9 protein-coding genes are annotated in these 14,764 nt (G+C 43.1%); all 9 read left to right on the top strand.

What is annotated here, in order from left to right; translation table 11 throughout:
- Nucleotides 1-181: 181 nt before the first annotated feature.
- The 9 genes from NLX78_RS10725 (at nt 182) to NLX78_RS10685 (ending at nt 14,406) form a co-directional block, all read left to right on the top strand.
- Entirely contained in the window at nt 182-3,562 is a 3,381-nt protein-coding gene (locus NLX78_RS10725; RefSeq protein WP_254350447.1) for an S-layer homology domain-containing protein, read from the top strand.
- Nucleotides 3,563-3,677: 115 nt separating this feature from the next.
- Complete coding sequence (locus tag NLX78_RS10720) at nt 3,678-4,079, top strand: VOC family protein (RefSeq protein WP_061829696.1); 402 nt, start codon at nt 3,678-3,680, stop codon at nt 4,077-4,079.
- A gap of 109 nt (nt 4,080-4,188) precedes the next feature.
- Nucleotides 4,189-4,719 carry a GNAT family N-acetyltransferase gene (locus NLX78_RS10715; RefSeq protein ID WP_069290057.1) on the top strand — a complete coding sequence of 177 codons (531 nt, stop codon included), beginning with the start codon at nt 4,189-4,191 and terminating at the stop codon, nt 4,717-4,719.
- 200 nt (nt 4,720-4,919) lie between these two features.
- On the top strand, nt 4,920-6,329 hold the full coding sequence (aspA, locus tag NLX78_RS10710) for an aspartate ammonia-lyase (RefSeq protein WP_254350347.1): 1,410 nt from the start codon (nt 4,920-4,922) through the stop codon (nt 6,327-6,329).
- Nucleotides 6,330-6,504: 175 nt separating this feature from the next.
- A complete protein-coding gene (locus NLX78_RS10705; RefSeq protein ID WP_254350346.1) occupies nt 6,505-7,095 on the top strand; it encodes a restriction endonuclease in 591 nt (196 codons plus the stop codon).
- Nucleotides 7,096-7,618: 523 nt separating this feature from the next.
- Nucleotides 7,619-7,795, top strand: coding sequence for an FDLD family class I lanthipeptide (locus tag NLX78_RS10700; RefSeq protein ID WP_254350345.1), 177 nt, complete (start codon nt 7,619-7,621; stop codon nt 7,793-7,795).
- Nucleotides 7,796-8,099: 304 nt separating this feature from the next.
- Nucleotides 8,100-11,153, top strand: coding sequence for a lantibiotic dehydratase (locus NLX78_RS10695; protein ID WP_254350446.1), 3,054 nt, complete (start codon nt 8,100-8,102; stop codon nt 11,151-11,153).
- Nucleotides 11,150-13,027 (top strand): ABC transporter ATP-binding protein, encoded by a 1,878-nt coding sequence (locus NLX78_RS10690; protein ID WP_254350344.1) that lies wholly within the window; start codon nt 11,150-11,152, stop codon nt 13,025-13,027. Before NLX78_RS10695 ends, NLX78_RS10690 begins: the two co-directional genes overlap by 4 nt.
- Nucleotides 13,024-14,406 carry a lanthionine synthetase C family protein gene (locus tag NLX78_RS10685; protein ID WP_254350343.1) on the top strand — a complete coding sequence of 461 codons (1,383 nt, stop codon included), beginning with the start codon at nt 13,024-13,026 and terminating at the stop codon, nt 14,404-14,406. Before NLX78_RS10690 ends, NLX78_RS10685 begins: the two co-directional genes overlap by 4 nt.
- Nucleotides 14,407-14,764: the final 358 nt, after the last annotated feature.

Here is a 14,764-nt window from a genome sequence, read left to right as displayed (position 1 = left end):
CGTATGTGCCACCTTTTTCTGTATTAGAACAAGTTTACAATAATTTGATCTGAATATGCTACGGCAAGAAGAATTCATTTTACATAATTCAGGTACTAAATTGACTAATTTATGGTATCTTAAAAGATGAATATATTTGTAAGCGTAATCATAGTAAAAATGGGGAGGGGAGTATCTTTTGATGAAACAAGAATACATAGAAAAAATATTACCTACGAAATTAAAAAGGTTCGGGATCACATGGCTCAGTGCTATACTGCTGCTTTCAGCTGGAGGGCCGGCAGGGTTGTCCAGTGGAAAAGCTTCGGCAGAGCCTGCATCTTTTGCAGGAAAAGAGGTGCAACCTTCACCCGTAACTGTAGGGGCAAGTGTATATGCAGATGTCTATTTTCCTAAAAAGCTTCGCATCCACGATGTACAGGGGGCAGCACACCGTTCTCCATATGAAGGACAAAAAGTAGCGGATATTGAAGGCGTTGTCACGATGGTGAAGGGGAGCAGTTTCTATATCCAAGAGTTGGATGCTCAAGTGGATCAGGATGAAAAAACATCCGAGGCCATTTTAGTGTACAAGCCTAGTCACGGTGCACAGGTAGGGGATGAGGTAAGGGTTAGCGGTTCGGTAAAGGAATACACGGAAAGAACATATGCAAGCAAGCCAATCGACTTGACGACCACAGAAATTGTGGCTTCTTCGGTTAAGGTAATTGCCAATGACCGTCCATTGCCAGCTCCAATTTTGCTAGGTGAACAGGGACGTGTGATGCCGACATCTGTTGTGGATCATGACGGAATGACGGTGTTTGATCCACAGGAGGATGGCTTGGACTTTTTCGAAAGCCTGGAAGGCATGCGTGTAGAGTTGAAGGATGCCACTGTGATTGGTCCCTATGGCTATGAAATTCCAGTCCGAATTGTTAACGGTCCAAACACAGGTGAGGTTGTAACGGAGGCAGGCGGACTCATGCTGACAGAAAGAAGTCTGAACCCGCAACGGATTCTGATTGATGCGAAGCCTTCGACACCGTTGAAAACAGGCGATCGTTTTGCGGGTTCTATCACAGGTGTGGTGAGCTATAGCTTTAGCAATTATAAGCTGCTGCCAGAGCGTATGCCGGATGTTGTACCTGGCGGCCTCCAGCCAGCCAATACGCGTTTGATAGGGGATGATCGTAAGCTGACAGTAGCTTCTTTTAATGTGGAAAACTTTGATCCCGGTGATGGAAAACGGATAGATCAGCTGGGGCAGACTATCGCTGTAAATTTGAATCATCCGGATATCATAGGATTGCTGGAAGTACAGGATAATAACGGTGAGAAAGATGATGGCACCACAGACGCTTCCGAAAGCTTCCGTGTGCTCATAGAGGCGATTCGTGCTCATGGAGGCCCGGAATACAATTTTACAGATATTGGCCCTGAAAATAATAAGGATGGCGGTGCCCCCGGTGGCAACATCCGTGTTGGCTTCTTGTACAATCCGCAACGTGTTACGCTGACCGACAAGCCCAAGGGGGATTCAGTTACGTCTGTCACTTATGGAGTGCAGGGACTTTCCCTCAACCCGGGTCGGATTGATCCCCTGAATGCGTCATTTGAAGACTCGCGCAAGCCGTTGGCCGCTGAATTTGAGTTTGAAGGCCAGCAGGTGATTGTGGTCGCTAACCATTTTAATTCCAAAGGGGGCGATCAAGCGCCATTTGGTGGAATTCAGCCACCTGTGCGAAGCAGCGAAATACAGCGTGCGAAGATTGCAGCGATTGTGAATGGCTTTGTAAAGTCGGTACTGCAAGTAAACCCTAAGGCCAATATGGTGGTGCTCGGTGACCTGAATGATTTTCAATTTTCGGAAACGCTGGCTTTGCTACGGGGGCAGGAATTGACCAATCTGATTGACCATTTGGATGAAAAGGAACGGTACTCCTATATTTATGAAGGTAACTCGCAAACATTGGATCATATGCTGGTCAGCCCGTCACTGAGCAAAACATCCGTGCTGGATATCGTTCATATGAATGCAGACTTTAGTGCGGCGGATGGGCGGGTCAGCGATCATGATCCGTTGGTTGCACAAATAGATTTGCCGCGCAAAGCGGAAGAACCACCAACAGATAGTGGGAGTGGCCGAAATGACGATGATGAGGAGGATCAGCAGGATAACGAGGGAAACGCCAACGCTGGAAATGGCAGTAGCGGTAACGCGAATGGAACGGTAAATGGGCAGGGTCAGACCGCCAGTGGTGAACCCAATGGAAGCAGCCTGTCTGGTACAAATGTGGTGCAAGTCAGGTCTGTAGTGACCGGAGTGGAGCAAAATGGCTTGAAAAAGGCAGTCGCTCAAGTAACGACTGCTGAAATACAAAAGGCCATTCAAAATGGTGTGAAGGGTACGCTTGTGATTCGTGCAGGGGAGCAAGTAGAAGCGGGGACGTACGAGGTTCATTTAAACGGGGAAGCTTTGGGAGCCGTCTTGAACGACCGTATTCGTACCCTTCGAGTGGAAACGCCACAGGGTGGATATGAAGTAACAACAAGTCGCTTGTCTCTTCAGAAACTGGCTGATACCTGGCAGGTGCCTGTAAAACAAATTTCTTTGAATTTTTCCATCGCTTCGAACGAAGAGCTGGCTAAACGCTTGGATGTTCCAACAGGGCGTACACTGTTACAGGCTTTGGATATCGCCGCTGAGCTGAGAAGCGAGGATGGACGGAAACAGCTTTTGGTAGGTAACGGAGACTCTGGTAGAGGGTATGAACGTTATCTGTTACGTGTTCCTGCAATGGTCGATACAGACCAGCTTGCTGTAGTGAAGGTATCATCGACCAACCAAGTCGGACAGCTGTCCTATCAACCCGTTCCTTTTCACACTTCGAGTGAGGAAATAACCGTGTATGGACGTTCGGGAGGGACTTACGCTGTGCTTGATGGCGGGTCTTCTGGTGAAGTCAGATCGTTCATGGATATATCCGGCCATTGGGCGCAGCAGGACATTACACGGCTGGCAACTCGCCTGCTTGTGACGGGGACCCATTCAACAGCGTCTACAGCTACTGCGACTCGTGAAAGGGACTTAGCGAACGTGCATTTTGAGCCTGAAGGCCAGGTACGACGCTCTGAACTGGTAGCGATGCTGGTTCGTGTGCTTGGACTGGAGCGTACTGATCGCACGCTGACGAGCTTTGACGACGTTCAACCCGAATCGTGGTATGCGGATTCCGTACGTACCGCAGCAGCAGCTGGGCTGATCAACGGCTATACTGACGGAAGCTTCCGTCCTGATACCCCGGTATCGAGGGAGGAACTGGCTGTGATCATAGAGAGAGCCTTGCGCTTCGCTGGGAACACAGAAGAAAATACAAGAGAAGTGAGTGAAAGTATATCCGTATCATTGTCGGATGCGCAGGAGATTTCTACATGGGCAGCTCCGGCTGTGAAGACTTTGTCTGGACTAGGTATTCTGAGGGGAGACGAGAAAGGCCGTTTTGGCCCGGCTACATCCGTGACGAGGGCAGAAGCTGCGGCTGTATTATCTCGCACGCTGGATAAGCTACATTGGGAATAGGAGATTTCCCTATACAAATGTCAGATTGATTGACTTTATACGATAGTTAAGTTATCTTTTGTGGAGAGGTAGTATGATAAATTAGAATGAATGACAAATGAAGAGGTGAAATGTCGTGGGAGTAAAAGCTAAACAAATTTTTGTGAATTTGCCAGTTAAAAATCTGCAACAGTCCATTGATTTTTTCACTACCATCGGATTTGAATTCAGTGCTCAGTTCACTGATGAACATGCAACCTGTATGGTTGTTAGTGAGCATATTTTTGTCATGTTATTGGTTGAAGAACGTTTTAAAGCGTTCACGACAAAGGAAATTTCAGATGCCACAAAAAGCACAGAAGCAATTGTTGCCTTATCGGTGGAGAGTCGAGAAAAGGTAGACGAGATCGTCCACAAGGCTTTGGAAGCGGGCGGCAAGCCCTCAAACGAACCTCAAGATCATGGTTTTATGTATGGATGGAGCTTTCAGGATTTGGATGGTCATCTGTGGGAGTTCTTTTATATGGCAGAGCAGTAATGGAAATGAGAATGATGAAGTAAGCGAAGTATTATGGAAAGTAAACTATCCTAAAAAGATAGTTTGCTTTCTTTATTGTATATTATCGAACCCATCGGGAGGAATCACAATGTCTAACGAAATGAGAGTCTACCCTGTTCAAGCTCTGGATGAAGCCCTGGTAGATTCGCTAAGTCGACTGTTAATCGACGTGGTTGCAGACGGTGCATCTATAGGTTTCTTACCCCCATTAGGTTATCAGGAAGCAGCAACTTATTGGAACAATGTACTTGAGGACGGCGTAGTTCTGTGGATTGCCGAGAAGGACGGAGTACCTGTAGGGACGGTCCAGCTTCATTTGGCTCAAAAAGCTAACGCTATTCATCGTGCGGAAATTGCAAAGCTTATGGTACATCCGTCCGGTCGCAGACTGGGGATCGCACGACAGTTAATGAAGGCAGCGGAAGAAGAGGCACTAAGTCAGGATAGAACGTTACTGGTGCTAGATACGCGGGTGGGTGATCCCTCCAATGGACTATACGAGGCGATCGGGTTTGTAGAAGCTGGTGTTATTCCGGGTTATGCTCAATCAGCCGATGGTCAGCTTCATGCCACTCGATATTATTATAAGTCATTAAATCCGTATTCAAGTCATAGCTGAGCATTTACCGAATAAGTGTGGTATATAGGGGTAATCATAACTTGTCATAGGATTACATAGCTTTTTCCGCGTTTATTCAACTGGAAAAGCACGGGAATAGAAACGTATAATGAAGAGGGGATCAGAGAAGGTCTTTTTATGTCAATTTGGCTGTACTGAATTGAAGAAACGTAGCAAACACAGCGGAGGAATCAGAGAATATGAGGTTGGAGCATGATTTTTTAGGTACCAAGGAAGTGCCATCAGATGCCTATTATGGTGTACAAACGCTGAGGGCAAAAGAAAATTTTCCAATTACAGGCCAAAGACTGCACCCTGAGTTGATTAAAGCCATGGCGATCGTGAAAAAGGGAGCAGCGACGGTGAATATGGAACTAACCCGTTTACACCGCCCCAAAGCAGAGGCCATTATTCAGGCTGCTGATGAGATTATACAAGGACAGTTGCATGATCATTTCATCGTCGATCCGATTCAGGGCGGCGCAGGCACGTCCATTAATATGAATACAAATGAAGTGATTGCGAACCGCGCGTTGGAGCTGATTGGCAAGCAACGCGGAGATTACCAGGAGATCAGTCCTAATAATCATGTTAATATGGCGCAATCGACGAATGATGCTTTTCCTACAGCCGTACACTTGGCTGTATTAAGTATGATTGATAAGCTGTTAGCTACCATGAGTGAGCTTCAGGAAGCATTTTCCCGCAAGGCAAATGAGTTTGATAGTGTGATTAAAATGGGGCGAACTCACTTGCAGGATGCAGTGCCGATTCGATTAGGGCAGGAGTTTCAGGCTTATGCGCGTGTGTTGGGTCGTGATATCGGACGCGTCCGTGCGACCAAGCAGCACCTGCTAACGATTAATATGGGCGCAACTGCGGTGGGTACTGGCCTGAACGCAGACCGTCGTTATATTCAGCGTGTCGCAGAGGTGCTGGCAGACGTCAGTGGCTTCCCTGTGGAAGCTGACGAAAATCTTGTAGATGCTACACAAAATACGGATGCTTATACTGAAGTGTCTGCTGCCTTGAAAATTTGTATGATGAATATGTCTAAGGTGGCAAATGACATCCGTTTGATGGCTTCTGGACCACGTGCGGGTCTGGGGGAACTGAGTCTGCCTGCCCGCCAGCCAGGGTCATCCATTATGCCGGGCAAGGTAAATCCGGTGATGTGTGAGGTCATTAACCAAATTGCTTTTCAGGTCATTGGTAATGATCATACAATCTGCTTGGCTTCAGAGGCTGGTCAGCTCGAGCTGAATGTAATGGAACCCGTACTGGTGTACAACCTACTGCAATCGCTGGAAATTATGAAGCAGGGCTTCCACGTCTTCCGCATTCATTGTGTGGAAGGAATTGAAGCGAATGTGGAGCGTTGTCGTGAATATGTAGAGAACAGTGTAGGCATTATTACAGCGCTTAATCCGCACCTTGGATATGAGGTGGTATCACGCATTGCTCGCGAAGCAATTACGACTGGGAAATCGGTGCGCGAGCTGTGCTTGCTGTACAATGTACTGACCGAGGAGGAGCTGGACATTATATTGGACCCGTACCAAATGACTCAGCCTGGTATTGCCGGAGAATCTTTGCTGAATCGCGAATAATGATGCGGAGTATGGAGTTTAGACAGCTTTGAGGCAAGACGAAGATAGCCCCGTCGAATCTGGCGGGGCTATTGTTATGTGATAAAGAGAGATGTAATACGGGAGCCAGCGTGCATAGAAAAGTTCCCTGTTAAGGATGATACGGCTACGCTTATGGTAGAAAAGGGAGAGTTGGATGTTGCTAGAGAAATTATTGGCATACAAGGAATTAGGAATAGGACTCATTGTACTTTTAGTGTTGTTTGCGCTCATCATCAGAGGATTGATACGTGGTCGCAGAAATCGGATTTTACGTGATCTGGACCCGCGCAAAATTGGAATTCAGGATATAGATCGTATGGAGGATGGGTCGGAATTTGAGCTTTATTTGCAGCGGCTATTATCCGCGCTTGGCTATAAGGATATCTATAAAACAACCAGTAGCCGGGATTTTGGAGCGGATCTGGTTTTTACAGACCGTGAAGGCGTCAGAGTTGTCATACAGGCCAAACGTTATGGGGTACAACATCCGGTAGGTTTGGGAGCAGTGCAGGAGATCTATACCTCTATGCGTTATTATGCGGCCGACAAGTCTGTCGTCATCACCTCCGGCCGTTATACGGAATCCTGTAAAACACTTGCTGCTGTCAACGGGGTTAAATTATTAGACCGCAATGATTTGATGGATATGATTGACCTGTTCAAAGCCAAACGTCGTGAGGAGGTCATGGAACGAATAGAAAGTAAAACTGACGTGGTTGCTTCCAAATGGAGTAAAACCAAATAGGAGTACACGGGGAGTGAAACGGGGATTAGGGACAGGTGTTCCTGTCCCTTTTCTAATACTCTTAACTATATGGCTAGATACATATAAATAAATGGGTTTGAATGGTGTGGACAACAAAGAGAGGAGGGGATCAAGTAATGTGCTTAGAATTAGAAAGCTTTAAGCTATATATTTATAAGAATGAAAATTGATATAAATGTATTTTGTTCTTAATAAATTCAAAAGATATAATAATGTGCAAAATTCACTTTTCATTCCTTAGGCATAGGGTTATATATTTTTGTTTGTATATAAATTATATACAAATTTTACAGAAGTTTAGGTTATGGTTTTTACATAAGTAACTAGCAGTTGATAGCCTAAACAAGCATAAAAGTAAATATGTATATGAGAATATTCCAACAGATGACGATCAGTTGGGATATTGTTCATATAAATTAACTTCTAAGAGATAGCAGAAAGAAATCATTAGTGATAATCATCACATCTATGAAAACAAGTTGAACGAGAGGAGGAAAATGACATGGCAAACGATGCTTTTGATTTGGATGTACAAGTGAATAAGTCTAAGGGATCTGTTGAACCACAAGTTCTTACAAGCATAGCGGCGTGTTCTGCTGTTGCATGCGGGGGGCAGCGCACGGAGAATTGTGGTAAAACCTACGGGAATTGTGTATCAAACATTGGAGATTGGTGCTGAGATATTATATCTTTGGGATGCATTCATCATTCAGAGTATTTGGTTGACTGCGGAACAGAAAAATGGAAGGAAAAGGGGCTTTTAAGTCCCTTTTTTCTTCTATTGTAAGGTGAATTATCCTTTGAAAGTGCATATATACAAGATAGTCCGGGGGCGAGGAATAATGAAGCGTCAGCGATATGCATACAAAGCACTCGATTTTTTTTTACTGCGAACTCCTGTAATTTCTTTTGATAGGTATAAGTCTTTTTTTCCTGAAAAATGTGAAAACAAGGAATATCTCAAATCATACACTGTGCAACGTATGATTGAGTTATCCAACGATCCCGCAATCAAGGAAGCAATTGCCGTTTCCAGTCCGAGCTTACACGAATCCTTATTTCGTCTGCAAGATGTAGATGATCCGCGCAAGCAAGAGCAGGTACTTAAAGGGTTCATGCGGTATTTACTAAGAATGATGACCCGTCCGACGCCATTTGGTTTATTCTCAGGCGTTTCCGTGGGACACTTCGGTGAGTCTTCTCAATTGTATCTCAAGAATACGCATGCTCATCGCAAACGCGCGAGACCCGATATGGAATGGACTTTAAAAATTATTGAAAAGATAGAAAGCATTCCAGAAGTGTTATGCCAGCTTCGTCTCCAGAGCAATCCTTTAATCTATCGGCAAGGAAACCGGGCAAAAATTCCTTACACTACCAGATACGGAAAATTAGTAAACGGGGAGAACGATAGCGTATCTGTGAAGGCATCCGCTGTATTTGATTATATTATGGAGGTCTGCGCACAACCGGTATTATTTTCAACATTGGTTAAGCTTGTTATGCAGCGTTTTTCGGAAGCGGGTGAAGAAAGAGTTGATCCCTATATTCGGCAGCTTTTTGAGCAAGAGTTTCTTATTTCAGAGCTACGACCCTCGACTATAAAATCAGATCCTTTTGTCCAAATTTTGGCGATTATCAATCCGTTATACGGTATGGAGGATCTAAAGTTGCAGTTGCAAAGTATTCACCAGGATATCCGTCTGTACAATGAGCTTCCTATTGGGGAAGGTGAGGAGCGCCTAAAGCTGCTGCGACAAGTGATGAGTGAAGTTTCGGACATTGAAATGTCCACTTTACAGGTCGATTTATCGGTGGAGGACCATTCTATCGTTCTGAATGAATATATCCGTAAGGATGTTGAACGGGTGGCCGAATTATTTTCCCAGCTCACTTCCCAAACGGATGCTCATCTCAAGGAATATACTGACGAGTTTTTAGAAAAGTATGGATATGGCCGGGAGGTACCGTTGCTTGAACTGTTAGATGAAGAAATGGGTTTAGGTGCGCCTGCGACCTACCGTCATCCGCAGAGCCGACGCAGATCCTTAAAAACAGGGAAAATTGCCAAAACGCAAGCCAATCGGGAACAGCTTCTTTTTCAATGGTTTGTATCCTCCATACATAAAGGCAATTATGAAATGAATCTTACGGATGAAATGATTGGGCAGCTTACACATACTGAGGACTCCATAACCCGTCCGACATTGCCTTCTATGGAATTATACTTCTTATTGAATACCCGCGACCAGCAGGCGCTTGATCGAGGAGAATACACATTGCTCCTCGGACCAAACCCTGGTTCGAATGGTGCGGGAAAAACGTTTGGACGTTTTATGGATTTGCTCGGTACACCGTTTAAAAAGGAATTCCAAGCTATTCATCTGGAGGAGCAAAGTCTGTACCCTGAGAAAATTTGGGCTGAAGTATCCTATTTACCCAGCTCTGGAAGAACAACGAATGTTATTCTTGTTGAAAATTTTCGAGACTATGAGATTGCGATCGGGACCAATCAGGCTCTGCCGGATGATCGGCAAATTCAAGTATCGGATTTAGTTGTGGGGCTACGTGGCGATCATTTCTACTTAAAATCACGCAAGCACAATCGAGAAGTCATACCGACAACCGGACATATGCTCAACTACCACCAAGCTCCTAATGTATACCGGTTCTTGATTGAGGTCGGTCTAGCTGGATTCGGACAATGGAACACAGTAAACTGGGGAATCATGACGCAGGCTCCGTTTACCCCTCGTTTGCGGTACAATAATATCATTTTTGCTCCGGCGACATGGAGAATGTGGTTTCGTCAGGACAAAGACAAACCACTAGGTACGGAAGCCCTGAAAAAAGCGGTTACCCAATTCTGTTTAGAATGGAAGGTACCTCGGCACGTCTACCTGATTCAATCTGATCATCGTATTTTGTTAGATTTGGAGCACCCCTTACACATCGAAGAGCTATGTAAAGAATTAAAATCTGGCAACTCAATTGTACTTATTGAACTTACTGGTGGATTTGAACAATTACCTATTTATTGTAGTGAAGGTAGACTGACAGCGGAATTCGTATTTCCTCTGGTTCGACGGCCAGTTACTTCTTCGGGTACTCTGCAGGAGGTTGCGGCAGCTTCAGAAGATGTAGGATCAGCTACTTCTATGCAGACAGTAAGTTTGGCTCAACGTGTACATTTTCCAGGTGGTGTATGGTTCTATGCAAAGCTGTACGGAATGGAAAGCAGACAAAATGAGTTTATTGGTTTGTATTGGGATGAGTGTATTCGGCAAGCAAAGGAGACGGGTATAGTTGAATATGGCTATTATATTCGTTATGCGGATCCAGAATCCCATATTCGTGTAAGATTCAAAATGTCTAGTGAGAAATTTGTTCCTGATTTTTTTACCATGTTTCATGATTGGGCAAAAGTATGGATACGAGAAGGATTGATGACTAAATTTGTTATTGATACCTATGAACCGGAAATTGAGCGCTATGGAGGGCCAGAATTAATGGGGTTAGCGGAGTCCATGTTCGCTGATGATAGCGAGATTGCCGCTAGACTTATTCGTTTGAACCGTTTTAAACAAAATAAATTAGATTTAGATATTGTAGCTGTTTTGAGTGTAATCCATTTGTTGCGTCAATTAGGTTTTAACGAAGCCGAAAGTTACGACGTTCTCAATCAAAAATATAACGTAAAGGAGTTTCTAAGTGAATTTCGCAAAGAACGAAGGCTTTATTTGCAGTTTTTGGATAAAACATTTACACAAGAGGAAGGTCAATCTCAGAATCAAATCAATGATATTCTAGATTTATTTAAAATCAGGGAATCAACAGCTTTTTGTTATCAACAAAAAATTTTAGAACAAGAGAAGCAGAGTTCTTTAATGAATACTAAAGATGATATTTTATTTAGTATCATTCACATGCATTTGAATCGCTTACTTGGAATTGATCGATATAGAGAACGGAAAATCATGATCATGGCTCGTCATGCAATGAATAGCCTCGTTCACTATCACAGGAAAGTAAAATGAAAGATATGGTTAATAAAAATAATGGATTGCACTCTGCTTGGAAATCAGTGAAGAGTGGTCTTAAGCTGCTTCGGCTAATTTCTAGTGCTAATAAACGTTATCTCGTTCTTAGTATTATGTTCTATTTTATTCAAGGGATTACGCCGATTTTCACCCTGGCTGTTATGCAGAATGTACTAAACAAAGTTTCAGTTGCTTTGCAACAAGGAGCTGGTTTAGTAATCGTACCGTTTGGATGGTTTGTGCTGGTTTATGTTGTGAAAAATATAGTAAATGCCGCACAGGGTTATGTGGAAGGAACTTTGGAAGCTGTACTTTCCAAATCATTAAATATTATGATTTGTGAAAAATCAACTCGCTTGGGATTAGCTGATTATGAAAATGCGACTATTAATGACCAGTTGAAACGTGCCTCTCAAGAGGCTTCTTATCGTCCGTATCAACTTTACACTCAAATGGCGGGAATTGTATCAAGCCTCATTACTATGATATCCTCTGCAATTTGGTTGATTTTATGGAAATGGTGGATTGTTCTTATTCTATTAATTGTATCAGTGGTATCTTTATATTCCTTATTCAAAATTAATCGTGAACAGTTCCAAATATACATGGAGCGGACTCCACAGTATCGACAATCTTGGTATATGACTTATTTATTAACGAATGATCGTGCGGTAAAAGAAGTGAAAATTTTTCAATTAGGCCCATATCTATTGGAACGTTACTCCAACTTACTGGAAAGTTTTTTTAAGGTCGACCGTCGAATGTTAGGTAGGCTTACCCGGTTTACTTTGATGTATAACTTGCTTGAGCTTGGAGTAATGTTATGGTTTGTATGGCTGGCAATGAAGGAAACCCTGCTTACTAACATAATGATTGGTAGCTTATACGGGTATATTCAAGCCATAATGTTAACGCAGAGCCAAATTCAGATGATGATGCGTGGTATTTTACAATTTTCGCAGAATAATCTTTATATTGAACAACTGTTTTTATTTTTGAAATTACCCACCTCAGATCCTGTATATCACCAAAAAAAACTAAATTACATGCAACCTTCAGGAGCAGGACATGATTTCCGTATTGAACAGATTTCATTTGAAGGGGTTTCTTTCAAGTATCCAGGACAGTCCAGATATGCATTACACAATGTTAGATTGTCATTGTCCAAAGGTGAGACAGTTGCAATTGTAGGCAAAAACGGATCTGGTAAGACGACTTTAATGAAAATCTTGATGCAATTGTATGCAGATTACAGCGGAACGATTAGTGTAAATGGTTGTAATATTAAGGACTATGAACTAGCGGACATTCAACGAAAAATAGGAGCAGTATTTCAGGATTTTATGCAGTATGAAATGTCTGCTCGCCATAATATAGGTTTTGGAGATTTGGAACAACTTGAGGATGATAGGACATTAATGGATGCCGCGAGGTATGTTGCTATGGATGATGTGATCCAAAAGCTATCGCATGGTCTAAATACTCAACTAGGTAAATGGTTTGAAGAAGGACATCAGCTTTCAGGGGGGCAATGGCAGCGGCTGGCAATAGCGCGTGCTTTTGTTAGGAAGGCGGATGTGTATATCTTGGACGAGCCGAGCTCTTTTTTGGATCCTGTAGCCGAACGTGATTTGCTTGAACTCTTTTTGGATTTAATGAAGGAGAGAATTGGAATTTTTATTACACATCGTATTTCGTCTGCAAGACTTGCTCATCACATTGTTGTTATGGAGGATGGCCAAATCATAGAGCAGGGAACCCATGAGTACCTTGTTAGATTAGGTGGTGTCTATTCAGAAATGTATCAGGTACAAGCCAGTTCATTTGCTGCTGGTACTGTGACGAACAAAGGAGGTGTCTTTCAGTCATGACATCTGCTCAATTGCCATTTAGTTCATGGCGTCCCTTGTCAGGTGAAATAAGAGAACGAGTGGTCAAGGTACTAGATTCCATCGGAGAGCGGTACAAAAATCCGGAAGAGGTTTGTTTACGTTCTAAAAGCATGCCTATACTAGAAGTGGATGGATTTGAAATAGAAAGATGGAATGATGGGACTTTAAGTAATGGTTATCCAGGAATTTGTTTATTATTGGCGCAGTTGGATCTGTTATATCCGGAGAATGGATGGGATCGGATAGGGCATATGTATTTAGAAAAGCTTCAAAAACAGATGGAAGAAATGGGGATGTATGATCTATCCCTATATAGTGGATTAGCAGGTGTGCTAATAGGTATTCGGGCGTTATCACGGGATGGAACACGATACCAGTCTATGTTGAATCAAGTGGCCTCATGGTTTGAAGAATTAGCAGCTGAAAGAATACCATTATATATGAAACAATGGCATTCGGGGTACCTGAAAATGAGTGATTATGATACAATTTTAGGCTTTACAGGTATCGGTCGTATTGTTCTTCTTTTTTACGAACGGCCAAAAATGAAAGAGCTATGGGAGCAAATTGTTGTATGGTTTCAGCTTTTTTGCGGAGATAAAAATTGGGAGGGACAATGTATTCCCGCTTGGCATATTCGTGCAGAGAATCAGTTTTTACAGGATGAGAAGAGGCAATATCCTAAAGGTAATTTTAATCTAAGCTTATCCCATGGTATAGCAGGACCACTAGCATTAATGAGTATATCCGTCTTACAGGGGATTACAACTGAACAAGTAAAAAAGGAAATAGCCACGTTGGCGGAATGGCTCGCTAAATGGCAGTTTGAAAGTCAGGTAGGAACGATATGGCCTGGAAAGGTATCCTTTGAAGAATGGGAACAATCTGAATTATCCGTTGAAAACACTGAATATCAAAGGGATTCTTGGTGCTATGGTGCTCCGGGAATTGCGCGCTCAATTTGGTTAGCTGGACAGGCTTTACAGAATGATGAATGGATATCCTTGGGATTGAAGGCTTATCTGGACATCGAAAATCGAATAGAGCGAAATGGTGGGATGGTTTCTGCTACGGTATGCCACGGTATTGGAGGCTTGCTCCATCTTCTTCAACGAATGTACTCCGATACAGGCAACGAACGGCTAGGAGCACTGCGTGATTTGCTTGTGGAGCGAGTATTGGATTTATTTGAGCCATCTTCCCTATTTGGTTATTACGATATAAATTTTCTGAATGGAGATTATAGAAACATAGATGAAGCGGGTTTTTTAACTGGGACTGCAGGTGTTGCTCTTGTCCTCGCCTCATTAATTAGCGATAGAAGTCCAGAATGGGATGCTGTATTAATGATTCGTTAACTATTATTATTTAGGTAAACTGACACGAAAAACGTGTCAGTCAGGCTGTCGAGAAACCCCCTGTTTTTTTGCAGGGGGTTTAAAACTGTCTTAGTGGTCTAAAAACTAGGGTCCTCAGATCGTTTTAAATCGATTTTTGTTTTAAAAGATGCGTCTCCCCATATAAAAATAGAATTGTCGAAAAGTCCTCTGGACTTTCTCGACACTCTGACTGACACGAAAAACGTGTCAGTTTTTTTGATTTCTGCATAGTGAAAGAGAGACAAAAGAATGATGGGCACACTGTTTCTTTCCCGCGTCTTCTCTTCCTTTTACAATGAATTTACAGAAACTCTTATGAAAAAATATGCTTCTATAA

This window comes from Paenibacillus sp. Lou8.1 (assembly GCF_024213565.1).
Lineage (GTDB): Bacteria > Bacillota > Bacilli > Paenibacillales > Paenibacillaceae > Paenibacillus > Paenibacillus polymyxa_B.
Note: the sequence above shows the minus strand (reverse complement) of the source record. Positions and strands in the feature narration are given on the sequence as shown.